Source organism: Streptomyces sp. PSU-S4-23, assembly GCF_055632315.1.
Genome location: NZ_JBVMUU010000002.1, coordinates 6,165,733 through 6,187,875, shown reverse-complemented (window position 1 = coordinate 6,187,875; position 22,143 = coordinate 6,165,733). Strand labels below are relative to the sequence as shown.

At 71.7% G+C, this 22,143-nt stretch carries 24 protein-coding genes; 7 read left to right on the top strand and 17 right to left on the bottom strand.

Annotated elements, in window-relative coordinates:
• Nucleotides 1–4: 4 nt before the first annotated feature.
• Nucleotides 5–703 (bottom strand): SDR family oxidoreductase, encoded by a 699-nt coding sequence (locus ACZ79I_RS28275; RefSeq protein WP_471500682.1) that lies wholly within the window; start codon nucleotides 701–703, stop codon nucleotides 5–7.
• Nucleotides 704–718: 15 nt separating this feature from the next.
• Nucleotides 719–1,258 carry an LOG family protein gene (locus ACZ79I_RS28270; RefSeq protein WP_471500680.1) on the bottom strand — a complete coding sequence of 180 codons (540 nt, stop codon included), beginning with the start codon at nucleotides 1,256–1,258 and terminating at the stop codon, nucleotides 719–721.
• Nucleotides 1,259–1,308: 50 nt separating this feature from the next.
• Here ACZ79I_RS28270 and ACZ79I_RS28265 point away from each other — a divergent pair, with 50 nt between their 5' ends.
• Nucleotides 1,309–1,632, top strand: coding sequence for a DUF427 domain-containing protein (locus ACZ79I_RS28265; RefSeq protein ID WP_471500678.1), 324 nt, complete (start codon nucleotides 1,309–1,311; stop codon nucleotides 1,630–1,632).
• A 37-nt stretch (nucleotides 1,633–1,669) separates the two neighbouring features.
• The gene (locus tag ACZ79I_RS28260; protein WP_471500676.1) at nucleotides 1,670–2,449 is read left to right on the top strand and encodes an alpha/beta fold hydrolase; all 780 of its coding nucleotides are present in this window, start codon (nucleotides 1,670–1,672) and stop codon (nucleotides 2,447–2,449) included.
• Nucleotides 2,450–2,769: 320 nt separating this feature from the next.
• Here the strand turns inward: ACZ79I_RS28260 and ACZ79I_RS28255 are convergent, their stop codons facing one another.
• The 6 genes from ACZ79I_RS28255 to ACZ79I_RS28230 all read right to left on the bottom strand — a co-directional run bounded on the left by ACZ79I_RS28255 (nucleotide 2,770) and on the right by ACZ79I_RS28230 (nucleotide 7,658).
• Complete coding sequence (locus ACZ79I_RS28255; RefSeq protein WP_471500674.1) at nucleotides 2,770–4,152, bottom strand: globin domain-containing protein; 1,383 nt, start codon at nucleotides 4,150–4,152, stop codon at nucleotides 2,770–2,772.
• Nucleotides 4,152–4,421: a hypothetical protein gene (locus ACZ79I_RS28250; protein ID WP_471500672.1), complete on the bottom strand. Its 270-nt coding sequence runs from the start codon at nucleotides 4,419–4,421 to the stop codon at nucleotides 4,152–4,154. Before ACZ79I_RS28250 ends, ACZ79I_RS28255 begins: the two co-directional genes overlap by 1 nt.
• A gap of 240 nt (nucleotides 4,422–4,661) precedes the next feature.
• Nucleotides 4,662–5,789 carry a tRNA 2-thiouridine(34) synthase MnmA gene (gene mnmA / locus ACZ79I_RS28245; RefSeq protein WP_471500670.1) on the bottom strand — a complete coding sequence of 376 codons (1,128 nt, stop codon included), beginning with the start codon at nucleotides 5,787–5,789 and terminating at the stop codon, nucleotides 4,662–4,664.
• 90 nt (nucleotides 5,790–5,879) lie between these two features.
• Nucleotides 5,880–7,043, bottom strand: coding sequence for a cysteine desulfurase family protein (locus ACZ79I_RS28240; RefSeq protein ID WP_471500668.1), 1,164 nt, complete (start codon nucleotides 7,041–7,043; stop codon nucleotides 5,880–5,882).
• Nucleotides 7,044–7,163: 120 nt separating this feature from the next.
• Nucleotides 7,164–7,451: a DUF4190 domain-containing protein gene (locus ACZ79I_RS28235; RefSeq protein ID WP_471500666.1), complete on the bottom strand. Its 288-nt coding sequence runs from the start codon at nucleotides 7,449–7,451 to the stop codon at nucleotides 7,164–7,166.
• A 39-nt stretch (nucleotides 7,452–7,490) separates the two neighbouring features.
• Nucleotides 7,491–7,658, bottom strand: coding sequence for a hypothetical protein (locus ACZ79I_RS28230; protein WP_471500664.1), 168 nt, complete (start codon nucleotides 7,656–7,658; stop codon nucleotides 7,491–7,493).
• 145 nt (nucleotides 7,659–7,803) lie between these two features.
• Here ACZ79I_RS28230 and ACZ79I_RS28225 point away from each other — a divergent pair, with 145 nt between their 5' ends.
• Nucleotides 7,804–8,430 (top strand): TetR family transcriptional regulator, encoded by a 627-nt coding sequence (locus ACZ79I_RS28225; protein ID WP_471500662.1) that lies wholly within the window; start codon nucleotides 7,804–7,806, stop codon nucleotides 8,428–8,430.
• Nucleotides 8,431–8,448: 18 nt separating this feature from the next.
• On the opposite strand, the gene ACZ79I_RS28220 is transcribed toward ACZ79I_RS28225, so the two are convergent.
• Nucleotides 8,449–8,682 carry a WCX domain-containing protein gene (locus ACZ79I_RS28220; protein ID WP_471505287.1) on the bottom strand — a complete coding sequence of 78 codons (234 nt, stop codon included), beginning with the start codon at nucleotides 8,680–8,682 and terminating at the stop codon, nucleotides 8,449–8,451.
• Here ACZ79I_RS28220 and ACZ79I_RS28215 point away from each other — a divergent pair.
• Nucleotides 8,572–9,129 (top strand): TIGR03086 family metal-binding protein, encoded by a 558-nt coding sequence (locus ACZ79I_RS28215; RefSeq protein WP_471505284.1) that lies wholly within the window; start codon nucleotides 8,572–8,574, stop codon nucleotides 9,127–9,129. The two genes, ACZ79I_RS28220 and ACZ79I_RS28215, sit on opposite strands and share 111 nt — an antisense overlap.
• Nucleotides 9,130–9,260: 131 nt before the next feature.
• Here the strand turns inward: ACZ79I_RS28215 and ACZ79I_RS28210 are convergent, their stop codons facing one another.
• Nucleotides 9,261–10,121, bottom strand: a complete 861-nt coding sequence (locus tag ACZ79I_RS28210) for a thioesterase family protein (protein WP_471500660.1) — start codon at nucleotides 10,119–10,121, stop codon at nucleotides 9,261–9,263.
• Nucleotides 10,122–10,342: 221 nt separating this feature from the next.
• Here ACZ79I_RS28210 and ACZ79I_RS28205 point away from each other — a divergent pair, with 221 nt between their 5' ends.
• Complete coding sequence (locus ACZ79I_RS28205) at nucleotides 10,343–11,569, top strand: alpha/beta hydrolase (RefSeq protein ID WP_471500658.1); 1,227 nt, start codon at nucleotides 10,343–10,345, stop codon at nucleotides 11,567–11,569.
• Here the strand turns inward: ACZ79I_RS28205 and ACZ79I_RS28200 are convergent.
• From ACZ79I_RS28200 to ACZ79I_RS28170, 7 genes are all read right to left on the bottom strand, one after another.
• Nucleotides 11,478–12,134, bottom strand: a complete 657-nt coding sequence (locus tag ACZ79I_RS28200; RefSeq protein ID WP_471500656.1) for a trimeric intracellular cation channel family protein — start codon at nucleotides 12,132–12,134, stop codon at nucleotides 11,478–11,480. The two genes, ACZ79I_RS28205 and ACZ79I_RS28200, sit on opposite strands and share 92 nt — an antisense overlap.
• Before the next feature lie 91 nt (nucleotides 12,135–12,225).
• A complete protein-coding gene (locus tag ACZ79I_RS28195; protein WP_471500654.1) occupies nucleotides 12,226–13,449 on the bottom strand; it encodes a serine hydrolase domain-containing protein in 1,224 nt (407 codons plus the stop codon).
• Nucleotides 13,446–14,474 carry an oligopeptide/dipeptide ABC transporter ATP-binding protein gene (locus tag ACZ79I_RS28190; RefSeq protein WP_471500652.1) on the bottom strand — a complete coding sequence of 343 codons (1,029 nt, stop codon included), beginning with the start codon at nucleotides 14,472–14,474 and terminating at the stop codon, nucleotides 13,446–13,448. The genes ACZ79I_RS28195 and ACZ79I_RS28190 overlap by 4 nt, the downstream gene beginning before the upstream one ends.
• Nucleotides 14,450–15,418, bottom strand: a complete 969-nt coding sequence (locus tag ACZ79I_RS28185; protein WP_471500650.1) for an ABC transporter ATP-binding protein — start codon at nucleotides 15,416–15,418, stop codon at nucleotides 14,450–14,452. Before ACZ79I_RS28185 ends, ACZ79I_RS28190 begins: the two co-directional genes overlap by 25 nt.
• A complete protein-coding gene (locus ACZ79I_RS28180) occupies nucleotides 15,415–16,326 on the bottom strand; it encodes an ABC transporter permease (RefSeq protein ID WP_471500648.1) in 912 nt (303 codons plus the stop codon). The genes ACZ79I_RS28185 and ACZ79I_RS28180 overlap by 4 nt, the downstream gene beginning before the upstream one ends.
• Nucleotides 16,323–17,339 (bottom strand): ABC transporter permease, encoded by a 1,017-nt coding sequence (locus ACZ79I_RS28175; protein WP_471500646.1) that lies wholly within the window; start codon nucleotides 17,337–17,339, stop codon nucleotides 16,323–16,325. Before ACZ79I_RS28175 ends, ACZ79I_RS28180 begins: the two co-directional genes overlap by 4 nt.
• Before the next feature lie 70 nt (nucleotides 17,340–17,409).
• Complete coding sequence (locus ACZ79I_RS28170) at nucleotides 17,410–19,014, bottom strand: ABC transporter substrate-binding protein (protein WP_471500644.1); 1,605 nt, start codon at nucleotides 19,012–19,014, stop codon at nucleotides 17,410–17,412.
• 133 nt (nucleotides 19,015–19,147) lie between these two features.
• Here ACZ79I_RS28170 and ACZ79I_RS28165 point away from each other — a divergent pair, with 133 nt between their 5' ends.
• Both ACZ79I_RS28165 and ACZ79I_RS28160 read left to right on the top strand, forming a co-directional pair.
• Nucleotides 19,148–20,032 carry a LysR family transcriptional regulator gene (locus tag ACZ79I_RS28165; RefSeq protein ID WP_471500642.1) on the top strand — a complete coding sequence of 295 codons (885 nt, stop codon included), beginning with the start codon at nucleotides 19,148–19,150 and terminating at the stop codon, nucleotides 20,030–20,032.
• Between the two features lie 128 nt (nucleotides 20,033–20,160).
• On the top strand, nucleotides 20,161–21,966 hold the full coding sequence (locus ACZ79I_RS28160; protein ID WP_471500640.1) for a serine hydrolase domain-containing protein: 1,806 nt from the start codon (nucleotides 20,161–20,163) through the stop codon (nucleotides 21,964–21,966).
• Nucleotides 21,967–22,143 lie beyond the last annotated feature (177 nt).

Here is a 22,143-nt window from a genome sequence, read left to right as displayed (position 1 = left end):
GGGGTCAGTGCCCCGGCCGTACCGTCAGGTCGTTGACCTCGGCGTCCCCCGGCAGGTCCAGGCACATCAGGATCGCCGTCGCCACCGACTCCGGGTCGATCCAGCGGGACGGGTCGTACTCCTTGCCCTCCTGGCGGTGGACCCTGGCCTGCATCGGGCTCGCCGTGCGGCCGGGGTAGACCGAGGTGACGCGGACGCCGTTCGGATGCTCCTCGTGGCGCAGGGAGTCCGCGAGGGCCTTCAGACCGTGCTTGGAGGCCGCGTACGCCGACCACTCCGCGTGCGCGTTCAGGCCCGCGCCCGAGTTCACGAACACGACGTGGCCGCGCGCGGTACGGAGCTGCGGCAGGAAGTGGCGGGTCAGCTCGGCGGGGGCGATCAGATTGACGTTGAGCTGGTGGCGCCAGGACTTCGGGGTCAGCTCGCCCACCCGGCCCAGGTCGACCACGCCCGCGATGTGCAGGAGGGAGTCCACCCGGTCGGGCAGGGTCTGGAGGGAGAACGCCCAGGACAGCTTGTCCGGATCCGCGAGATCGCCCACCAGGGTGTGCGCCCCGGGGAACTCGGCCGCCAGTTCCTTCGCCCGCCCCGCGTCACGCGCGTGCAGCACGAGGTCGTCCCCGCGGGCGTGCAGGCGGCGGGCGACGGCCGCGCCGATTCCGGAGCCCGCCCCGGTGATCACATGAGTAGCCATGTGCGCCATGCTCGCACCACCGCGCTAGCGGATTCCGAGCGCCTCCTCCAGGTACGCCAGGGCGCCCACCGGCTCCTGCGCGAAGAACACCAGGTCCGCGAGCGGCCTCGGCAGGAAGCCCTCGTCCTCCATACGGCGGAACTGCTCCCGCAGGCCGTCGTAGAAGCCCGCCGTGTTCAGGAGCACCACCGGCTTGTCCGCCCTGCCGTGCTTCTTGAGCTCCAGGATCTCCGTGGCCTCGTCCAGCGTCCCGGTGCCGCCGACCATGACGAGCACCCCGTCGGCCTTCTCCAGCAGCAGCGCCTTCCGCTCGGCGAGGTCCCGCGCGATCACCATCTCGTGCGCGCCGGCCCGCGCCTTGTGGGCGAGGAAGCCGACGGAGACGCCCACGAGCCTGCCGCCCGACTCCTCCACCCCGTCGGCCACCACCTTCATCAGTCCGACGTCGGAGCCGCCCCAGACCAGGGTGTGACCGCCCTTGCCCAGCAGTTCCCCGAACTCCCGGGCGGGCCGGGTGTAGTGGGGGGCGAGGTCGGCGGCGGAGAGGAAGACGCAGATGTTCATGCCGCCACCGTACGCGGGAAGAACCGGGGCGCCGCGAGTGCTTTTCCGGTATGACCCAAGGACACACCATCACCATCGAGCAGAGCGACCGGCACGTGCGCGTGGTGCACGGCGGACAGGTCCTGGCGGAGAGCGACCGGCCGCTCGTGCTGCGCGAGACCGGCTGTCCCGAGCGGTACTACATCCCCGCCGAGGACGTGCGCCTGGACCTTCTGACCCCGTCGGACACCCACACGCACTGCCCCTTCAAGGGGACCGCCTCGTACTGGTCCCTGCCGGATACGCCCGACCTCGTCTGGGCGTATCCCGAGCCCGAGCCGGACGTCGCCCGGATCAAGGACCACTTCTGCTTCTACGAAGCAGAAGTGTCGTGACCGATGAACGCCGGGCTCTGCGGCAGTCTTCACTGGCATGGACAAGCAGATCATCTCCCGCGACGGCACCCCCCTCGCGTACCGACGCACCGGACAGGGCCCGGCGGTCGTCCTCGTGAGCGGTGCGATGTCCACGGGCGCCACGGTGGCGCACCTGGCCGCGCACCTCTCGGACCGCTTCGGCGTCATCGTGTACGACCGCCGGGGCCGCGGCGCCAGCGGTGACACGGCCCCGTACGCGGTGGCCCGCGAGGTGGAGGACCTCGCGGCGCTCATCGAGGCGGCGGGCGGTGAGGCGGCGCTGTACGGCGTCTCGTCGGGCGGCGCGCTGGTGCTGGAGGCGGCCGCGAGCGGTCTGGCGGTCCGTCGGGCCGCCGTCTACGAGGCGCCGTTCGCCGACTACGGGGGCGGCGCGCAGGAACGCGCGGAGTACACCCGGAATCTCGGCGAGGCCCTGGCCCAGGGGCGGCGCGGGGACGCGGTCGAGCTGTTCCTCCGGCTCACCGGTCTGGCGCCGGAGATGATCGCGAACGCCCGCCGGTCCCCCATGTGGGCCGGCATGGAGGCGATCGCGCCGACCCTCGCGTACGACGACGCCGTGATGGGCGACGGGCTGGTGCCGCGCGACCGGCTCGCCTCGATCGGCGTCCCCGTGCTGGCCGTCGCGGGCGGCGCGAGCCCCGAATGGCTGCGCAGGGCCGCCGAGGCGATCGCGGAGTCGGCCCCCCAGGGTGTGTACCGCGTCCTGGAGGACCAGAACCACATGGTGGAGCCGCAGGTGCTCGCTCCGGTGCTGGCGGAGTTCTTCAGCGCCTGACGCGCCCGTCCGCGTGCCGGGCCGCATGCCGAGCCCGACGCCGGGCCCCACGCCGGGGCACATGGCGGGGCGCACGGCGAGGCACATGGCAGGGCGCTCGGCAGGCAGCCACACCGGGCCCGACGCCGGGGCACATGGCGGGCCGCTCGGCGAGGCACGCGGCAGGCCGCACGACGAGACGCTCGGCAGGCAGCCACACCGGGCCCCGCGCCGGGGCACATGGCGGGCCGCTCGGCGAGGGACGCGGCAGGCCGCACGGCGAGGTGCCGTGCGGGTGTGCCCCGTCGTGGCGCGGCACACCCGCGTGCCGCGCCGCCGGGTCAGACCTGGGCTCCTTCGGGGGCGTGCCCCGCCGGCCGGGCGGCGTGGGCGCGGGAGGGCAGGGGCACCGTGCCGGCGACCGGGTCGTGGCGGATGCGGTCGGCCGGCAGCCCCAGACCGGCCAGCCGCCATACGACGGCGGTGACCATGGCCGGCGGGCCGCTGACATAGGCGACGTGATCCGCCCAGTTCCCCTGCCGGGCCACCGTCTCGACCAGTGAGCCCTCCATGGACGCGCCGGGGCCCTCGCCGATCACCGGGACGACCCGCAGCCACGGGCAGCGCTTCTCCAGCCGGGCCAGGGCCGGTGCGTCGTACAGGTCCTCGGCGGTGCGGGCGCCGAGGAAGAGGTGCGCCCTGCGGCCCGGCGCGCGCCGCGCGGCCAGTTCCTCCAGCAGCGGCCGGGCGGTGGCCCATCCGGTGCCGCCGGCCACGATGAGCACGTCGCGGCTCAGCTCGTCGTCCAGGGCCATCGCGCCCTGGGCGGGGCCGAGGCGCAGCGTGTCGCCGACGCGGGTGCGCAGGGTGAGGGCGTCGCTCACCCCGCCGGAACCGGTGCGGCGGACATGGAACTCCAGTTCGCCCTCCGGTGCCCAGGCGGAGGCGATCGAGTAGGGCCGCCAGGTGTGCGGCAGCAGCGGGGACTCCAGGCTCGCGTACTGGCCGGGGCGGTACGGGTAGGGCTCGGCCGTACGCACGCGGAGCACCGCCAGGTCCGGACGGCGCAGCTGATGGGACGTCACCGTGCCGGTCCACGCGGCCGGTTCGGCCAGCGCGTCGTCCGAGCCCGCCACCATGCCCGCGGCGGCGAACCGCACCATGCGCAGCCACGCCTGCTCCACCTCGGGGTCGAGCGCCCCGCGGGCGGACCGGCGCAGCGCCTCGGCGAGCGCGGACGCGAACACCTCGTAGTGCACGGGCCGCACCCCGAGCTTGCGGTGGTCGCGGCCCAGCCGGGCACAGAACGCGGTCAGTTCCTCGGGCTCGTGCAGGTGCTCGATCAGATACCAGAAGGCACGCTCCAGGTGGCCCCGCTGGAACTCCATCGAGTCGGGGAACAGCTGCCGCAGATACGGGTGCTGCTCGAACAGGGCCTCGTAGAGGTGGGCGATCAGGTCGCCGAACGGGGTGACGAGCGCCAGGTTGCGGACGATCACCTGCTGGTCGGCGGCCCCGTCGTAGGCGCGGCGCGGGGGACGCGCCGTGCTCGTGGGCCGGGCCGGGGCGAGCAGCCGTTCGCGCAGGCGCATGGCGTCCTGGCGCGCGAGCAGTGCGTGGTAGTCGTCGCCCTTGACGCCGCCCCTCGTGCTGGAGTCGCAGTTGATGTCGATGGTGCTCTCCTCGTGGGCGCGTCGCCCCGGCGCAGGGTTCGGGGTGATCATCAGCGGGTCTTCATCTCGCACAGACCGCACGCGTCACAGGCGGTGCGCTCTCGGCATGCCTCGACCGGGGCCGCGGACCGGGCCGCGGACCGGGCCGCGATCATGGATCCGCGCCTGGCTCGACGGACCTGGTACCAGGCCATGTTGGACGTGAGCCCGGCCAGCAGCACCCAGACGATCCCCACCCAGGCGCCTCGGGCGAAGGACACCACGGCGGCGGCCGTGGCCAGGACGCAGACGGCGAGGGCGAGGACGGCGGGGCGGGACATGGAACGGCTTTCTGTGGGGTGGTACGGGGCGCCGCCCGTACCCACGCCGGACCGCCTCTCGCGGCGGCACGGGCCGATGGCACACGTGGGCGCGTCGGCGGCGCCCTCCGGCCGACGGCCGGACAGCGCGTTCGTATTACATCGCCGGCAAGGCCCGGGGGGACGTGGCCGAAGGGCCCCTCCACCGCTCCGAAGGACCTGGTCAACAGGGCCGACAGGCCCCTGTTCACACAGCGGGTGTCAGGCTACGGAGGGCGCCGTGGCGCGTGTGGTCGACGCGATGGTAGCCGAACCCACCACGCGCGTGCCGTCGTACAGGACGATCGCCTGGCCAGGTGCCACGCCGCGCACCGACTCGGTGAAGCGCACCCGCAGTTCGCCGTCGACCGCCTCCGCCGTCACCTCCGTCTCGCCACCGTGGGCGCGGAGCTGGGCCGTGTACGCACCGGGGCCGGCCGGGGCGGCGCCGCACCAACGGGGCTTGACGGCGGTCAGTGCCGCCACGTCGAGGGAGGACGCCGGGCCCACCGTCACGGTGTTGGTGACGGGCGAGACGTCGAGGACGTAGCGCGGCTTGCCGTCGGGCGCCGGGGTGCCGATCCGCAGGCCCTTGCGCTGGCCGATGGTGAAGCCGTACGCGCCGTCGTGCGTGCCCAGCCTGGTGCCCGACTCGTCCACGATGTCACCCTCGGCCCTGCCGAGCCGCCGGGCGAGGAAGCCCTGGGTGTCGCCGTCGGCGATGAAGCAGATGTCGTGCGAGTCGGGCTTCTTGGCGACCGCGAGGCCCCTGCGCTCGGCCTCCGCGCGGATCTCGTCCTTGGTGGTGACGGTGTCGCCGAGCGGGAACAGGGCGTGCGCCAGCTGCTTCTCGTCGAGCACTCCGAGGACGTACGACTGGTCCTTCGCCATGTCGGAGGCGCGGTGCAGCTCGCGGGTGCCGTCGTCGCGGGTGAGGATCCTGGCGTAGTGGCCGGTGCAGACCGCGTCGAAGCCGAGGGCGAGGGCCTTGTCGAGCAGCGCCGCGAACTTGATCTTCTCGTTGCAGCGCAGGCAGGGGTTGGGCGTGCGCCCCGCCTCGTACTCGGCGACGAAGTCCTCGACCACGTCCTCCCGGAACCGCTCGGCGAGGTCCCAGACGTAGAACGGGATGCCGATGACGTCGGCGGCACGACGGGCGTCGCGCGAGTCCTCGATGGTGCAGCAGCCGCGCGCACCGGTGCGGAACGACTGCGGGTTCGCGGACAGCGCGAGATGGACTCCGGTCACCTCGTGGCCCGCTTCGGCGGCGCGAGCGGCGGCGACGGCGGAGTCGACTCCGCCGGACATGGCGGCGAGGACGCGGAGGGGGCGCTGCGGGGTGTCAGTCATAGCCCTTCAAGGGTACGGGGCCGCGGGAGGCGGGGCCCGCGCATATCCGCCGACGATCACCGGGGATCGCGGGGCCACGGGGTCCCGCCGTCAGGACAGCCCCGCGGCGCGGGCGCGTTCCACCGCGGGCCCGATCGCCTTCGCGACCGCCTCCACGTCGGCCTTCGTCGACGTGTGTCCCAGGGAGAAGCGGAGGGTGCTGCGGGCGAGGCGCGGATCGGCACCGACGGCGAGCAGGACATGGCTCGGCTGGGCCACGCCCGCCGTGCAGGCGGAGCCCGTGGAGCACTCGATGCCCTGGGCGTCCAGCAGCAGGAGCAGGGAGTCGCCCTCGCAGCCGGGGAAGATGAAGTGGGCGTTGGCCGGGAGCCGCTCCACCGGGTCCCCGCCCAGGATGACGTCCGGGACGGCCGCACGGACCGCGGCGATCAGGTCGTCGCGAAGGGCGCCGATCTCCCGGGCGAACCACTCGCGGTGCGCGACGGCGAGCCGCCCGGCGACCGCGAAGGAGGCGATGGCCGGCACGTCGAGGGTGCCGGACCGCACATGGCGCTCCTGGCCACCGCCGTGCAGGACCGGTACGGGGCTGTGCTCGCGGCCGAGGAGCAGCGCGCCGATGCCGTAGGGGCCGCCGATCTTGTGGCCGGAGACCGTCATCGCGGCGAGGCCGGACGCGCCGAAGTCGACCGGGACCTGGCCGACCGCCTGGACCGCGTCGGCGTGCAGCGGGACGCCGAACTCCCGCGCGACTTCGGCGAGTCGGCGGACCGGCAGGACCGTGCCGATCTCGTTGTTCGCCCACATCACGGTGGCCAGGGCGACGTCGTGGGGGTTGCGGGCGATGGCCTCGCGCAGTGCCTCCGGGTGGACGCGGCCCTGCGCGTCGACCGGCAGGTACTCGACCGTGGCCCCCTGGTGCTCCCCGAGCCAGTCGACGGCGTCGAGGACCGCGTGATGCTCGACGGGGCTGACGAGGATGCGGGTACGGGCGGGGTCGGCGTCGCGGCGGGACCAGTACAGGCCCTTCACGGCGAGGTTGTCCGCCTCGGTGCCGCCGGAGGTGAAGACGACCTCGCTGGGGCGGGCGCCCAGCGCTTCGGCGAGGGTCTCGCGGGCCTCTTCGACGGTTCGCCTGGCACGGCGGCCGGATGCGTGCAGCGAGGAGGCGTTGCCGGTGATGCCGAGCTGCGCGGTCAGCGCCTCTGCTGCCTCGGGGAGCATCGGGGTCGTCGCGGCGTGGTCGAGGTATGCCATGGTGCGGTCAATTCTATGACCGGCCGTTTTCCGCCCGGGGCGCAGCCCGGCTCCCGCGCAGGGCGCACAGCCCGGCTCCGCGCCGGGCGCGCGGCCCGGTGCGCCGGAGGCCCCCGGGGACTACAGGCTCCAGGACACCGTGTGGTCCAGCTGCATCATGGTCACCAGGACCACCAGGTCCGCGAGGCCGAGGCCGAGGCCGAGGAAGGCACGGCCCCGGCGCCGGGTGCCGCGCCACAGGGAGACGACCGCCAGGGTGATGGCGACCGGCCCCAGGAAGACGTTCAGCACGAGGAGGCCGAGCAGGCCCAGGATGAAGGACGCGACGGCCATGCCGTCCGCGTCGCGTGCGCCGTCCCGGCGGGCGGGGGCGGTGGTGTGCTCGGTGCGTGCGGCGATGAGATGCATGGTGCGGTCAGCTCCAACGATCGGTCGGTGCGGGGCGGGTCAGCGGGCCGAGGTGTGCCGCCGTCGGCCGTGCCGCTCACGGACCGCGAAGACCACGAGCCACACGGCGATGACGGACGCGGCGGCGAGGGTGAAGGAGAGCGGGGCGTGGGCCACGGTCCCCAGGACGGTGCCCAGCAGCAGAAGTGCGGCGACGAGGAACAGCATGGGATGAGATCCCCCTCCGAGATGCCTCGGTCGACGTTGGACGAACAGTTGAGTGAACAACTGTGGTTACAGTTGTTCACTGACTTCACAGTCTAGCGCGTCGAACGGGTTCCCAATTCCAGAGAACAGTTGTTAACTGCATGGCATGAGTCACACCCTCGGCATCCGGCAGGCCCAGAAGCAGAAGACCCGGCAGGCGCTCCTGGACGCCGCGCTGACCCTGCTGGAGGAGCAGAGCCTGAGCAGCCTGGGTCTGCGCGAGGTCACCCGCGCGGTCGGCGTCGCCCCGACCGCCTTCTACCGGCACTTCCGCTCGACCGCGGACCTGGGCGTGGAACTGGTCGAGGAGGCCCTCGGCAGCCTCCACCCGATGATCGGGGCCACGGTCTCCGCGGCCGGCGACAGCGACGAACGCATCACCCGCGCCGTCGCCCTGATCGCCCGCCACGTGGACGCGTACCCCGCGCACGTGCGGTTCATCGCACGCGAGCGGCACGGCGGTGTGCAGCCGGTGCGGGAGGCGATCCGGCGTCAGCTCGCCCGGTTCGCCGAGGAGGTGAAGGCCGCACTGGCCGACCGCCCCGAGTCCGCGGGGTGGAGCGACGAGGACCTGCTGATGCTGGCCGGCCTGTACGTCGACCAGATGCTGATGACGGCCTCCCAGTTCCTGGAGTCGCTGGAGGGGCCCGCCGACGAGCGGGACCGCGTGACCCGGGTGGCGATCCAGCGGCTGCGGCTGATCGACATCGGCCGCCGCCACTGGAAGGAGTAGTGGCCGCGGCCGCCCCGCTCACGACGGCCGCGGCACCCCTTCCGGCTGCCCCCGCGGCCCACCGCGGCGACGCCCCCCGCGCCGGCACAGCTCCGTGACGGAGGCCGCCGCCCCGGCCAGTTCCCCGCGCGCCCCGGGCGGCTGGAGGACCTCCACCCAGTCGCCGAACATGAGGAGCCGGCGCACCTCGCGGAGGGAGCCGTACGACAGCCGGGCGGTCGCCCAGCCGCTCCCGCCGTCGTCCTGCGGCAGGGCGCGTCGCCCTCCGGCAGCGCGACGATCGGCGCGGGCGGCGACGGGCTCGCGCTGCGGCCCTTCGCCGACGGTGTCGCGGACGACGCCTTGGCGGCCGCGTACCAGGAGGCCGCGGCCGAGGTCCGGCGGGCCTGGGCGGACGACGCCCGGCTGGACGCGCCGGTACGCGTGCCCTGGGGCGAGACGCCGGGCCGCAACGCGCTCTCCGGCCATGTGATGGAGACGGTGACCCACACCTGGGACCTCTGGGAGGCCCTCGGCCGCCCCATCGGACTCGACCCCGAGCCGGCCGAGTTCGCGCTGGCCGTCGCCCACGTCGTGCTGCCGGAGGAGCGACGCGGCGACGACGTGCCCTTCCACCCGGCCCGGCCGGCCCCCGAAGAAGCCGACGTCTACGGCTGGCTGGCGGCGTTGCTGGGCCGCAGGCCCATGGCCACCCTGTGACGGCCCGGAAGACACCCGGCCGCACCGCGCATCCGCCCCGGTGAACCCGGCACCGGTGAGGGGACCGGCCCCGCGTGTACCGGCCGCGGCCCCCGGCCCGGCCGAGCCGTGCCGGGCCGGGGGCCCCTCCGTCAGCCGAGCCTGACCCGGGCCAGCTGGCGGGACTGTGCGACCAGACGGTCCGCGCTGTCCCACACCTCGGCGTCCTCCTCCAGGAAGCCGCCGGCGAGGTTGCGCGTCGTGATGGACACCCGCAGCGGTCCCGGGGCCGGGCGGGACCGGACGTGCACCGTCAGCTCGACGGTCGGCACCCAGCCGGAGAGCCCGAGTTCGAAGGCGGTGGGCGGCAGCGCGTCCACCGCGAGGAGCAGCGAGAGCGGGTCCGCGTCGCGGCCGTCGGCGAGCCCGAACCAGCCCCGCATCTCACCCTTTCCGGACGGCGAGCCGAGCGCCCAGCCCAGCGTGGCGGGGTCGAGCTTGAGCATCAGCCGGTCGGCGATGGCCGAGCTGCCGGAGACCGGCGCCGGACCGTCGCCGGCGCCGAAGCAGCGGTCGATCGGCGGGAGGGCGGGGGGTGTCGCGCTCGTACGGACGTCGTCGGGCAGGGAGTCCAGGTCGCCGAAGGAGGCGAGCACGCGGATCCGCTCGACCTCGCGCCCCTCGTCGTCGTACTGGAGGAGCGACGCCTGGCCGGTGGAGAGGGTGCGGCCGGTGCGGACGACGTCCGTGCGGACCACCGCGGGGCCCGGCTGGGACGCGGTGAGGTAGTGCGCGGAGATCGTGAACGGGTCGGAGTGCGGCAGGGCGTCCCCCAGGGCACGACCCAGAACCGCCAGCAGATACCCTCCGTTGACGGCGTTGACGATCGCCCAGCCGCCGGAGAGGTCGATGTCGTAGACGCCGGGTTCTCGGCGGGTGACCGCGGTGTCGCGGTCGAACTCACTGTTGCCGATCGTGGCCCGGGCGGCCCGTGCGGTAGCTGCTTCTGACATGCCTGAACCGTACAAGAAGAAATTACTAAGCAGTAGCTTTCAAGGGTTTCGGCTTCATGACGTTCCGCCCGGCCACCCGCCTGCTTCCGGCCACCGATGGGTGAGATTTTGGCAATTTCTCGGTAAGTGTCCGCACTCGTCCGTCACCAACGGGCCTGGTTCTCCCTCTCACAAGACGCACGACCAGCCCTGCCCGTTCACAGGAAGAGCCGCACACGCCGATGAGCCTGACCGGGACGCCGTTCCTCCTCACCTCGATCGCCCTCGTGGCGGTCGCCCTCATCCTGCCGCTGTTCCTGTGGTCCCGGATCCGCGGCCCGCTGATCCTCCGCCACGCCGCCCGGATGGTCATGCTGCTGTTCGCGCAGGCGACGGCGATCACCCTGGTCTTCGTCATGGTGAACAACAGCAACAACCTGTACGACAACTGGTCCGACCTGCTCGGCACCGGCAACCACGTGGCCCAGGCCGCCGACCTCGGCCCGGACGGTACCGGCGGGATCCAGGTCAGCACCCTGCCGAAGGTCCACCAGACGTTCAAGCAGGCCGACGGGCCGGGCATGCACGCGGCCGGCGGTGTGCGCGTCACCCAGCTCAAGGGGCGGGTGTCGGGCGTGGACGCCGAGGTCTACGTGTGGCTGCCGCCGCAGTACAACAAACCCGCCTACAGAAACCGCAAGTTCCCGGTCGTGGAGCTGCTGTCGGGCTACCCGGGCTCGGCCAAGGCGTGGTTCGGGTCGCTGAAGGTGCACGAGCAGCTGCTGCCGCTGATGCGCAGCGGGCAGGTGGCGCCGTTCATCCTGGTGTCGCCGCGCACCAACCTGATCGCCAAGGTCGACACCGGCTGCGCCAACATCCCCGGCGCCGTGAACGCCGACACCTGGCTCAGCATCGACGTGCCCAAGATGGTGACGGACAACTTCCGCGCCCAGGCCGCGCCCAACGGCTGGGCCACGGCCGGCTACTCAGCGGGAGCGCACTGCGCGACGAAACTCACCGTCGCGCACCCCGACCGCTACCGGGCCGCGATCAGCCTCTCCGGCTACAACGACCCCATCGGCGAACGTCACTCGCTCGCCACCCAGAGCCTGCGGCTGCGCCGGGAGAACAACCCCTACTTCCTGCTCAAGGGCCGCCGCACCCCGCCGCGCATCTCGCTGTACCTGTCCGGCCAGTACGGCGACGGCTACCAGGCGGCCGCGGCGCTGGAGGCGATCGCCAAACGGCCGACGGTGGTGCGCGCGGTGCTGATCCCGCGCAGCGCCGGCGGGCACAGCATGGCCCTGTGGCGGCCCCAGATCCCGACGGTGTTCACCTGGCTGACCCGGCAGATGTCGGGCCGGCCGGGCACCGCGGCTACTCCTCCGCAACGGTTGAGCGACGGTTCCAGGCGCGCGGCGCTCGCCAGTGGAACCTCATCGCCAGCAGGCGTAGTGCGAAAGCGGTGACGACCGCGAGGCCCGAGGTGAACGGGGTCAGCGCGTCCCAGCGGATGCACAGCGCGACCATCGTGGCGCCCACGATCGCCGGCACCGCGTACAGGTCGCGGTCCCAGCGCAGCAGCGAGGGCACGTCGTTGGCGAGGACGTCGCGCAGGACGCCACCGCCCACGGCCGTGGCGAGGCCGAGGGCCGCGGACGGCGTCAGGCCGAGCCCGTGGTCGTACGCCGTCGTCGTCCCGGCGACGCAGAACAGGCCGAGGCCGGCCGCGTCGAAGACGTTGACGGCGACCTGGATCCGCTCCACCTGCGGGTGGAGGAAGAAGACCAGGAGCGCGGCGAGCAGCGGGGTCAGGAAGTACCCCAGGTCCGTGAAGGCGGCCGGTGGCACGGCGCCGATGACCAGGTCGCGGAACAGCCCTCCGCCCAGCGCGGTGACCTCGGCGAGCACCGCGATGCCGAAGACGTCGAAGTTCTTGCGGACGGCCAGCAGCGCACCGGAGATCGCGAAGACGAAGATGCCGACGACGTCCAGCGTGTGCTGGACGGAGGGGCTGAACAATTGCTGGAGCACCCTTACATTCTCACCCATCGAAGGGTGTGCGCCTTACAAAGGCAAGGGCCTCAACCTGCAAGGCTAAGAATACAAGGGCAACGGGCAGTCCCTACAGGGCATCGCAGATGCTGCGGAAGACCCGGGCGTGTGCCTCGGACCAGTAACCGCTGGTCGCCGTCGGCAGGCAGGAGAACTTCACGATGACCACCTCGGCCGTGGGATCTATCCACAGGTACTGCCCGTAGATCCCGGTCGCGTAGACGCTGCCGTGGTCGTCACCGGTCACCCACCAGTGGTTGCGGTAGGAGCCTCGGGGGTGCACGGTCCGGAAGACGGTGCCGTCCGCGGCGGCCGGGTCACCACCGCTCAGGGTCGCCGCTATCCAGTCGGCCGGGATCACCTGGCGGTCGCCGACGGCTCCCTCGTCCAGGATCAGGCGGCCGACCAGGCTGAGGTCACGCGCCGTGGTGGACATGCCCCCGTTGGCGAAGGCGAAGCCGGCCGGGTCGACCGTGATCTGGGCGTCCTCGTGGGTCGGAAGGCGCCGCCAGAGCCGTGCCGAGAGCAGATCCGGGTAGCGGACGCCGGTCACCCGCTCCGCCACCCAGGCGAGCACATCGGTCGCCGCCGAGCAGTACTGGAAGCGGCCGCCGTGCTCACCCGCCGCCCGGAGCGAGGCAAGGAACTCGAACGTGTTGCCGGGGTCGCCGTCGAGGCGCGGCCGCCAGCCCGCCAGCCGGTCCTGCATCTGCACATGCGAAGCCGGGTCGTGGTAGTCCTCGCTGTACTCGACCGCCGCGGTCATGTCGAGGATCTGCTGGACGGTGGCCGTTCCGAACGCCGAACCGGCCAGTTCCGGCACATACCGGTGCGCGGGCTCGGTGGGCTCCACAGCCCCCTCGCCGACCAGTTGCCCGACCAGCAGCGCGCACAGCGACTTGGAGACGGACATCAGCAGATGGCGGCGGCGGCGGTCCATGAAGCCGCCGTACATCTCGTACCGGACACCGGAGCGGTCGCTGATCACCAGAGCGTCCGTGGCCGAGACGGCCAGGAACCGCTCGAGTGTGACCTGCGATCCCTCCAGAGGGACCGGGAGCCGGGCGATGTCCCGGTCCTCGGAGGCCGCCGGCCCTTCCTCCGGCCAGGCGGCGCCACGGATCGTCGCGGCGGGAACGATCTCCTCCACGTGGGCGAAGCCCCACTGGCTCAAGGGCGCGTCCTGCCAGTTGTCCAACGTGATGGGCCAGGGGTGCCCTCCGATGTCCACCTGGACACGACCGCTGCCGACCGGCCGGCCCATGACCGGCTCGGTGTCCTTGGTGCGGGTCACGCGGAACTCCTCTTCGTGGCGGGACTGGCCTCATCGGCCAGGTGGCAGGCGACGTCGTGGCCGTTGACGGGCCGCAACAGCGGAATGGCGGTGGTGCAGGAGCCGGCGGGCGCGGCCCGCGCCACCGGGCATCGCGGCCGGAAACCGCATCCGGTGGAGGGGACCTCGGCTCCGCCGGTGTCGACGGGATCCGCGGCCGGGGCTCCCGCGTCGAGCAGGCGCTGGCGCCCCTGCCCGGGAATGGCGTCCAGCAGGTTGCGGGTGTACGGGTGGGAGGGCGCCGCGAGGACGCTGTCCGCCGGTCCCTGTTCGACCAGGCGCCCGCGGTACATCACCCCGACCGTGTCGCTCATATGGCGAATGACATCGAGGTCGTGGGAGATCAGCAGATAGGTCAGACCGTGCTCCCGCTTGAGGTCGAGCAGCAGGTTGAGGATCTGCGCCTGGACCGACACATCGAGGGCCGAGGTGGGCTCGTCGAGGACCAGGAGATGCGGTCGGGTCGCCAGGGCGCGCCCGATCCCCACCCGCTGGCACTGGCCGCCGGACAGTTCGTGCGGCATCCGCTCGCCGTGGCCGCCGGTCAGGCCCACCTGGTCCAGCAGGACGGCGACACGCCGCTCGACCTCGTGGCGCGGCAGCCCCTGCAGCCGCAGGGGCTCGGCGATACTGGCCGCCGCGGTGCGCCGCGGGTTGAGTGCGGCGACCGGGTTCTGGAAGACCATGGCCGCGTCCCGGCGCAGCCGGCGCAGCGTGCTGCCGCGCGCGCCGCCGACATCCGTCCCGTTCACGGTGGAGCGGCCGCCCGTCGGACGGATCAGCCCCAAAGCGGCCCTGGCCAGGGTGCTCTTGCCCGAACCGGACTCTCCGACCAGCCCGAAGGTGGTGCCCTCGGCCACGGAGAGGCTGACGTCTGCCACCGCCCGGGTGATCCCCTGGGTGCGGGCGGCACGCGACCTGAACTCGACGACGAGGCTGTGCACCTCGAGGACTGCCCGGCTCACGGCGTCGTCTCCGCGAAACATGCGACCTCCTGGGTGGTCCCCACGGCGGTCAGCCGCGGATCGGAGTCTGTGCAGATGTCCCGCACCGCCGGACAGCGCTCCGCGAAGGCGCAGCCGCGCAGGCCCCCCGGATCGCTCGGCACGGAACCGGGGATCGCCGTGAGGGGCCGTCCCGGTGTGCCCTGTCCGGGTACGGCACCCAGCAGGCCCCGGGTGTAGGGGTGCCGGGGGTGGTGCAGCACCTCGCCGGTCCGCCCGTGCTCGACGACCCGGCCCGCGTACATCACGGCGGTGGAGTCGCAGACATCGGCGACCACACCGAGGTTGTGGGTGATCAGCAGGACGGTGAAGCCCATCTCGGCCTGGAGTTCCAGGACGAGCCGCATGATCTGCTGGGCCACGGTGACATCGAGAGCGGTGGTCGGCTCATCGAGGATGAGCAGGCGGGGGCCGCTGATCAGAGCCATCGCGATCATCGCGCGTTGCAGCATGCCGCCGGAGAGCTCATGGGGGAACGACGCGGCCACCCGGGCGGGGTCGGGCAGTCCGACCCGGCCGAGGTAGTCCAGGGCGACGGCGTCGGCGCCCTTGCGGTCCACCTCCAGGTGTCGCCGGGCGACCTGCCGCAGTTGCCGGCCGATGCTCAGCACGGGGTTGAAGGCGGCGCCGGGGTCCTGGAAGACCAGCGAGATCGAGCCGCCGCGCAGCGCCGCACGCCGGGCCGGCGGCAGCGTGGTCAACTCCGTTCCGTCCAGGCGGATGCTCCCCGTCACCCGGGCCTGTGCGGGCAGCAGGCCCAGGATCGCCATTCCGGTCAGGGACTTGCCGCACCCGCTCTCGCCGACGATCCCCAGGACCTGTCCGGACGGCACGGCCAGGTCGACGCCGCGCACCGGCCGGCTGGGCGGCAGGTCCGGGCGGGGGAAGGCCACGGCGAGGTCCGTCACTTCCAGCAAGGTGCTCATGAACGTACCGACCTGGGGTCGAGGAGGTCTCGCAGGGAGTCTCCGAGCAGATTGAAGCCGAGCACCGTCACGAAGATGGCCAGGCCCGGGAAGGTGGAGATCCACCAGGCGTCGAACAGGGAGGCGCGGCCCTCGGCAACCATCAGGCCCCAGTCCGGGGAGGGGGCCTGGGCACCCAGGCCGAGGAACGCGAGGGAGCCGGCGGCCAGGATCACGGAGCCCAGGTCGACGGTGGCCTGCACCAGGACCGGGCCGACGCAGTTGCGCACGATGTGGCGGTACAGGATGATCCACACCGGCACGCCCATGGAGCGGGCCGCCTCCACGAAAGGCCGGTCGCGCAGCGAGCGCGCCTCGGCGCGCACCAGGCGCGCGTACCACGGCCACCAGCTCACCGCGAGGGCGATACCGGCGTTGAACAGTCCGGGGCCGAGGAGGGCGACGGTGACCATGGCCAGCAGCAGCGGCGGGAAGGACTGGAACAGCTCGGTGACGCGGGAGATCACCTGGTCGGCCCAGCCTCCGCGGTAGCCGGCGAGGGCGCCGAGGGGCACTCCGATCAATGCGGCGAACGCCACGACGGCCAGCGAGACCAGCAGCGCCGGCTGGGCACCGAAGACGATACGGGACAGTACGTCCCGGCCGACTTCGTCGGTGCCGAACCAGTGGGCCGCGCTGGGGGCGAGGTCGCGGGCCGCGACGTCCGCGCTGCCGCGGCCCTGTTCGGGATAGGGGGCGAGCAACGGTGCGCAGAGGGAGAGCACGACCAGGCCCGCCACGATCAGCACGCCCGCGGTCCCGAAGCGGTCCCGGCGCATGACGCGCAGCAGTCGCCGGACGGTGCCGGGCGGGGACGGGGGAGCACCGGGGGCTTCGGCGGTGGCCGCCTTGGCGGGGCTGGAGGTCATGACGTCCTCACTCGTGGGTCGATCTTCGCCTGGAGGAGGTCCACGGCGGCATTGGCGATGAGGTAGCCGGCCGCACCGAGAAGGGTGATGGCCATGATGGACGGATAGTCCACGGCCAGCATCGTCTCGGTCGCGAACTGCCCGATGCCGGGCCAGTTGAAGACCGTCTCGACGAAGAAGGTTCCGGTGAGCGAGTAGGCGACGGCCATGCCGAGGACGGTCAGCGCGGGCGAGAGCGCGTTGCGCAGGGCGAGCGACCAGACGATGACCGGTTCCCGCAGGCCGTAGGCGCGGGCCGCGGTGATGTGGCCCTGCGACAGCACCTCGATCATGGAGGCGCGCGTCATCCGGGCGACCAGCCCCAGCGGGTAGGCGGCCAGGGTGACCGCCGGCAGGATCAGATGGCCGAAACCGTCGCTGAAGGCCGTCCAGTTGCCGGTGAGCACGCTGTCGAGCAGCGGGAAGCCGGTGACATGGCTGACGGGATCGGTGAACTTCAAGGTGCTGCTGAACTCTCCGGTGGCGGGGAAGAGGTGCAGCCGGTCCACGAAGAGCACCTGGAGCAGCAGCCCCAGCCAGAAGGCCGGCATCGACACCCCGCCGATCGACAGCAGGCGGATCACCGCGTCGAGCCTGCCGCCGGGGCGGGTGGCCGCCACCACTCCGAGGGCTATGCCGAGCAGGGCGGCGAGCAGCATGGCGGCGCCGATCAGCTCCAGAGTGGCGGGCAGCCTGCTCCCGATCTCGCCGAGCACGGAGCGTTTCGTGGTCAGGGAATAGCCCCAGTCACCGCGCACCAGCGCGGCCAGGTACTTCCCGTACTGGACGGTCAGCGGCTGGTCGAGGCCGAGATCGGCGCGCAGCCGGGCGGTCTGGGCGGGGGTCGCCTTGGGCCCGATGTACGCCACGGCGGGATCGCTGGGCAGGACCCTTGCCAGAACGAAGGTGACCATGGTCAGGGTCAGCAGGACAGCCGCCGACGAGGCCACCAGCCGTGCGAGATGTCGGAACATGTCCTTCGGTTCTCCAGTGTTCGGTCTGCGAGGGTGTTCCGGCGCCGGGACGCCGGAACAGGGTCCGCGGTCACGCCCCGGCGGGCTTCATCGAGGCGAAGAACACCGTGAAGGGATAGTTCTCGTTGAACCGGAATCCTTCAATCCTCTTGGGGACGACATAGACGGCCCGCGAGTCGTAGAGGGAGAGTCCGGGCGCCTCGTCGTAGAGGACCTTCATGGCCTGGCCGTACAGCTCCTTGGCCTGGGCCGGGTCGGTTCCGGTCAGCGTGCCCGCCTTGTCGACGAGGCCGTCGTACCGGGCGTTCTTCCAGTAGCTCAGGTTGAAGGAGGGCTTGGCGCTGCTGTGGTAGAGCGAGAACAGGTTGTCCGACCCGGCGTCGCTGTAGGTGGGCCAGTAGTAGAGGACGAACATGTCCTGGGCGGTGGCGGGGCCGGCCTTGGCGGCCTCCCACTGCTGGTTGAAGAGCTTGGACGTGACGTTCACGGTCACGCCGACCTTGGCGTAGGCGTCCTTGATCAGCGGAACGAACCGGGCCTCGGCCTGGTTCTCCGCGGCGTAGGTGAGGTTGAGGGTGAAGCCGCCCTTGGGATGGCCCGCCTCGGCGAGCAGCGCCCTGGCCTTGTCCAGGTCCTGGGTGTAGGCGGGGACGGTGGCGTCGGAGGGGAAGATGCCCTGGGGCACCGGACCGTGCGCCTGCGTTCCGTAGCCCTGGGCGCCGACCGTGATGATGTCCTTGTACGGGGTGGCGTAGGACAGGGCGCGGCGGACCCTGGGGTCCTTCAGCGGTCCTCGGGTGGTGTTGAAGAAGGCGACGAAGTTGAACGGCGAGGCGTAGTCCCGGACGGTGTAGTCGGGCTTGCCCTTGAAGTCCTTCACGTTCTGCAGCGGGAAGGAGGTGGTGAAGTCGGCCTCCTTCGCGGTGAGCATCTGCTGCGCGGTGACGGCGTCCGGCGTGATGCGCACGTCCACCGTGCGGTAGGTGGGCGCGTGCGCCTTGTTCCAGTACCCGTCGTAGCGGTCGAGCACGACCTCCTTGCCGGGAGTGTAGGAGGCGAGCCGGTAGGGGCCGGTACCGCCGTCGACGCCCTTGCTCTCGTAGTACGACTTGTTCTTCGCGGCCGCTGCCAGCGCCTTGGGTGCGACGATCCAGGAGCCGTAGGTGGAGGAGGCTATGAGCTCCATCGGAGCGGCGTACTTGAGGTGCATCACGACCGTGTGGCGGTCGGGGGTGTCGATGGAGGCGAGCGGTGCCCAGATGAAGGATGCGCCGCTGTCCTTCTGCGCGGCCAGGATGCTCGCCTTGACCGCCGCGGCGTCCACCTTCTCACCGTTGTGGAAGGTGAGCCCCTGGCGGATCTTGAAGGTCCAGGTCTTGGCGTCCTCCGACTTGGTCCAGGACTCGGCGATCGCGGGGGTGTACTCCTCGACCGATCCCACCGGGTTCTTCCACAGCAGCGGCTCGTAGATGTTGCCGAGGTACATGGCCTCGGTGGAGAAGGACTTCACCGGGTCCAGGGTGGTGACGGCGGCCGACGACGCCACGGTCAGCACGGTGGCCCCTCGCCCGGTCGAGTCCGAGCCGGCGCAGGCGGTCAGGGTGAGGCCGCCGGCGGTGACCGCCGCCACGGCCGACAGGCCGAGTCGGCGCGGGGGAAGACGTCTCGGATGCACGGGGCACCTCCAGGGATCACAGCAGGTGAGGGATGGGATCCGGCCGCCGAGGGCGGCGTTTCGGACAGTGTTGACCTGGGCGGTATAACTTGCAAATACCTGTCTTCCGCACTTCCCATGCCCTGGAGGCATAGTGGAGCTCCGCGTCCTTGAGTACTTCCTGTCGATCGTGGACCTGGGTTCGGTCACCGCCGCCTCCCAGGAGGTGCATGTCACGCAGCCGTCGCTGTCCCGGCAGATACGGCAGCTGGAGCACGAGCTGGGGCTGACGCTGTTCCGTCGCGGTGAGGGAGCCCTGCGGCTCAGCCCGGCCGGCCGGGCCTTCCTTCCCGTCGCCCGGGACCTGACCGCCCGGGCCAGACTGGCCCGGGACACCGCGCGTTCCATGGCGTCCGGCGCGGGCATCCCGCTCACCGTCATCGCCCCGGCCACCACCGTCACCGACGTGGTCGCCCCGTTCATCGTCGCCGGCGGTCCGCAGGGGCAGATCGTCGACGTCGTCGAGGCGTCCCCGCACGGTGTCTATGCGGCGCTCACCGTCGGCCAGGCCGACTTCGCCATCGGCACCCGGCCACCCGGGTCGGACCTGGCGTACATCGTCCTCGCCCAGGCCCCGGTCTGGGCCCAGGTCGCGCCCGACCACCCGTGGGCCGGCCGCGACCGGGTGGACCTCACCGACATCAGCGCAAGCCGGGTGATCGTCATGGACGAACTCCACGGAGTGCGCCGGGTGCTGGACGAGGCGGCAGCCAAGGCCGGCCTCGGTTACGACGCCGCCTATGTCGCCAGGGCGCCGGCCGTGGCACAGGCCCTGGCGGCGGCCGGCAAGGGGGCCTGCATCCTCTCCGACGACCCCCGCTTCGGGTTGCGGTCACTGCCGATCGAACTCGCCGACGGGCCCCTGCATGTCACGTTGTTCGGCGCCTGGGACCCGACCCACTACGCGGCCTCGCAGATCCGGGCCTGCCTGGACGATCTCGCCGGGTTCTGCCGGGGGCTGTTCGGCTCCGGCGGGTGACTGGCCGTCACATCTCCATGCACCAGCGGCATGAGGCACCGCCATGACAGGCATTCGACAAACTTCACCGGGCCGGAGCACGGTTCTGCATCACAGATGCCCGCGCCGCACAAGAACGGTGGAGCAGCATGAGAAACAGCAGAATCAGCAAGGCCCTTGCGGCCCTGGTCGTGGTGGTGTGCCTGCCCGTCACCGGCGCCGGCACGGCGTCGGCCACCACGATCACCCCTGTCCCGGGTGATCCCCTCACCGGCAGCGGATCGGTCAGCCGCACGCTGCTGACCCGTACGGACCTGACCACCGGAAGCAGCACGGCACCGGTCGACGACTCCGCCTTCGCCCTGCCGGCCGGCGCGGCGCCGCCGAGCCACACCTTCGAGGGCACCCTCACACTGAACGGGACCGCGACCGGCGGCGGCTTCAGCGAGCTGGTCGACACCTACAACAGGACCTCGTTCAAGGACTCGGTGTGGAAGCACCTGCCGCCCGTGTCGGTCACCTTGGTCCAGAACGGCAGCCATCTGATCCCCACGGTCCGCGGCCTGACCTATACGGGATCGACGGTCTGGAACCTGGCCGTGGGCCCCGGCAGGGTCTGGGACGAGAACGCGGACAACGGGATGACCCGCGCGTCCCTCCCCTTCGCTCTCGTCGAGCGGAACGCCAACTGCGTCCACAACGGCGAGATGACCTTCCTGTTCGACTCCAGCACCATCAGCAAGGTGCGCTACCAGGTCACCCAGGAGACCTGCGAGTACCAGAAGTTCAACATGTGGGGCCAGCTGTCCGCCGGCTACACCCGTGCGACGGTCCCCGACGGCCCCGCCGTCGAGAACGCCTACGCGGCCGAGGTCGCCGACCGGCTGCCCACGAAACCGATCAGCGCGCTGGCCACCGACTACCCCGGCGCCGGCATCGACCTCACCCAGTTCGGGGCAGGGGTCACCCCCGCCGACATGACCTCCTACGGGCTGTTCGTCAACGGCGTCAACTACACCTCCGGCTGCACCACCCGCTACGGCACCTACGCCTTCTGCTCCGAGATGCTGCTGCCGTCGTACTCCACCGCGAAGACCGCCTTCGCCGGCGTGGCCGCCATGCGACTGCAGCAGCTCTACGGCGACGGCGTCACCCAGGAGCTCATCAGGACGTGGGTGCCCGAGACGGCCTCCGGTTCAGGTGACTGGTCGAGCGTCACCCTGAACAACGCGCTGGACATGGCGACCGGCAACTACAACTCGTCCGGCTACGAGGTCGACGAGGGCGGAAGCCTGATGTCCAGCTTCTTCACCGCCGAGGCGTACACGTCCAAGATGGCCGACGCCCTGGCCTTCCCCCATAAAGCGGCCCCGGGCACCCAGTGGGTCTACCACAGCTCGGACACGTTCCTGGCCGCCCGCGCCGAGAACAACTACCTGCAGTCCAGGGCCGGCGGCGGAGCCGACATCTTCAACCTCCTCCGCGACGACGTACTCACCCCGCTGCACGTCGCTCCCGACTCGCTGGTCAGTGAGCGCACCGGCAACTCCGCCACCGGCGCCCCCTTCGGCGGCTACGGAATGTTCTGGACCCGGGACTCGATCGCCAAGGTCGCCAAGTTCCTCAACAACGACTCCGGCCGGATCGCCGGGGCCCAGGTGATCAGTCCCACGGCGCTGGCCGCCACCATGCAGCGCGACCCGGCCGACCGCGGGCTGGTCACCACGGGCACCACGCCCTTCCAGTACAACAACGGCGTGTGGGCCAAGCAGTTCACCCCGGCCGCCTACCCGCAGTACAGCTGTTCCTTCTACGTACCGTTCATGTCCGGCTTCGGCGGCATCACCGTGGCCATGGCGCCCAACGGCGCCACCTACTACTACTTCAGCGACAACGACGAGTACTCCTGGTCCGGCGCCGTGAACGAGACCGACAAGATCAACCCCATGTGCTGACCCCGGTCCCGGTCATGAGACCGGCCGGGCACCCGGCACGGATCCGGGCCGGGCACGCCGAACGGGAGAGTGCGCGAGTCGTCCTTCGGGCGTTCCTGCCGATCGGGTCGATCGGACGGACGCACCGGACTCGGCACTCTCCCGTTCGGGCATGCACAGGTCTTCGTCACCGGTCAT

What these genes read in the sequence shown, in the direction of transcription:
- ACZ79I_RS28210 (WP_471500660.1), bottom strand. Translation starts at nt 10,121, where the DNA reads ATGTCAGAAGCAGCTACCGCACGGGCCGCCCGGGCCACGATCGGCAAC.
- ACZ79I_RS28255 (WP_471500674.1), bottom strand. Translation starts at nt 4,152, where the DNA reads ATGATCACCCCGAACCCTGCGCCGGGGCGACGCGCCCACGAGGAGAGC.
- ACZ79I_RS28260 (WP_471500676.1), top strand. Translation starts at nt 1,670, where the DNA reads ATGGACAAGCAGATCATCTCCCGCGACGGCACCCCCCTCGCGTACCGA.
- ACZ79I_RS28250 (WP_471500672.1), bottom strand. Translation starts at nt 4,421, where the DNA reads ATGTCCCGCCCCGCCGTCCTCGCCCTCGCCGTCTGCGTCCTGGCCACG.
- ACZ79I_RS28225 (WP_471500662.1), top strand. Translation starts at nt 7,804, where the DNA reads ATGAGTCACACCCTCGGCATCCGGCAGGCCCAGAAGCAGAAGACCCGG.
- ACZ79I_RS28185 (WP_471500650.1), bottom strand. Translation starts at nt 15,418, where the DNA reads ATGAGCACCTTGCTGGAAGTGACGGACCTCGCCGTGGCCTTCCCCCGC.
- ACZ79I_RS28230 (WP_471500664.1), bottom strand. Translation starts at nt 7,658, where the DNA reads ATGCTGTTCCTCGTCGCCGCACTTCTGCTGCTGGGCACCGTCCTGGGG.
- ACZ79I_RS28205 (WP_471500658.1), top strand. Translation starts at nt 10,343, where the DNA reads ATGAGCCTGACCGGGACGCCGTTCCTCCTCACCTCGATCGCCCTCGTG.
- ACZ79I_RS28265 (WP_471500678.1), top strand. Translation starts at nt 1,309, where the DNA reads ATGACCCAAGGACACACCATCACCATCGAGCAGAGCGACCGGCACGTG.
- ACZ79I_RS28275 (WP_471500682.1), bottom strand. Translation starts at nt 703, where the DNA reads ATGGCGCACATGGCTACTCATGTGATCACCGGGGCGGGCTCCGGAATC.
- ACZ79I_RS28175 (WP_471500646.1), bottom strand. Translation starts at nt 17,339, where the DNA reads ATGTTCCGACATCTCGCACGGCTGGTGGCCTCGTCGGCGGCTGTCCTG.
- ACZ79I_RS28270 (WP_471500680.1), bottom strand. Translation starts at nt 1,258, where the DNA reads ATGAACATCTGCGTCTTCCTCTCCGCCGCCGACCTCGCCCCCCACTAC.
- ACZ79I_RS28190 (WP_471500652.1), bottom strand. Translation starts at nt 14,474, where the DNA reads ATGTTTCGCGGAGACGACGCCGTGAGCCGGGCAGTCCTCGAGGTGCAC.
- ACZ79I_RS28240 (WP_471500668.1), bottom strand. Translation starts at nt 7,043, where the DNA reads ATGGCATACCTCGACCACGCCGCGACGACCCCGATGCTCCCCGAGGCA.
- ACZ79I_RS28160 (WP_471500640.1), top strand. Translation starts at nt 20,161, where the DNA reads ATGAGAAACAGCAGAATCAGCAAGGCCCTTGCGGCCCTGGTCGTGGTG.
- ACZ79I_RS28180 (WP_471500648.1), bottom strand. Translation starts at nt 16,326, where the DNA reads ATGACCTCCAGCCCCGCCAAGGCGGCCACCGCCGAAGCCCCCGGTGCT.
- mnmA (WP_471500670.1), bottom strand. Translation starts at nt 5,789, where the DNA reads ATGACTGACACCCCGCAGCGCCCCCTCCGCGTCCTCGCCGCCATGTCC.
- ACZ79I_RS28235 (WP_471500666.1), bottom strand. Translation starts at nt 7,451, where the DNA reads ATGCATCTCATCGCCGCACGCACCGAGCACACCACCGCCCCCGCCCGC.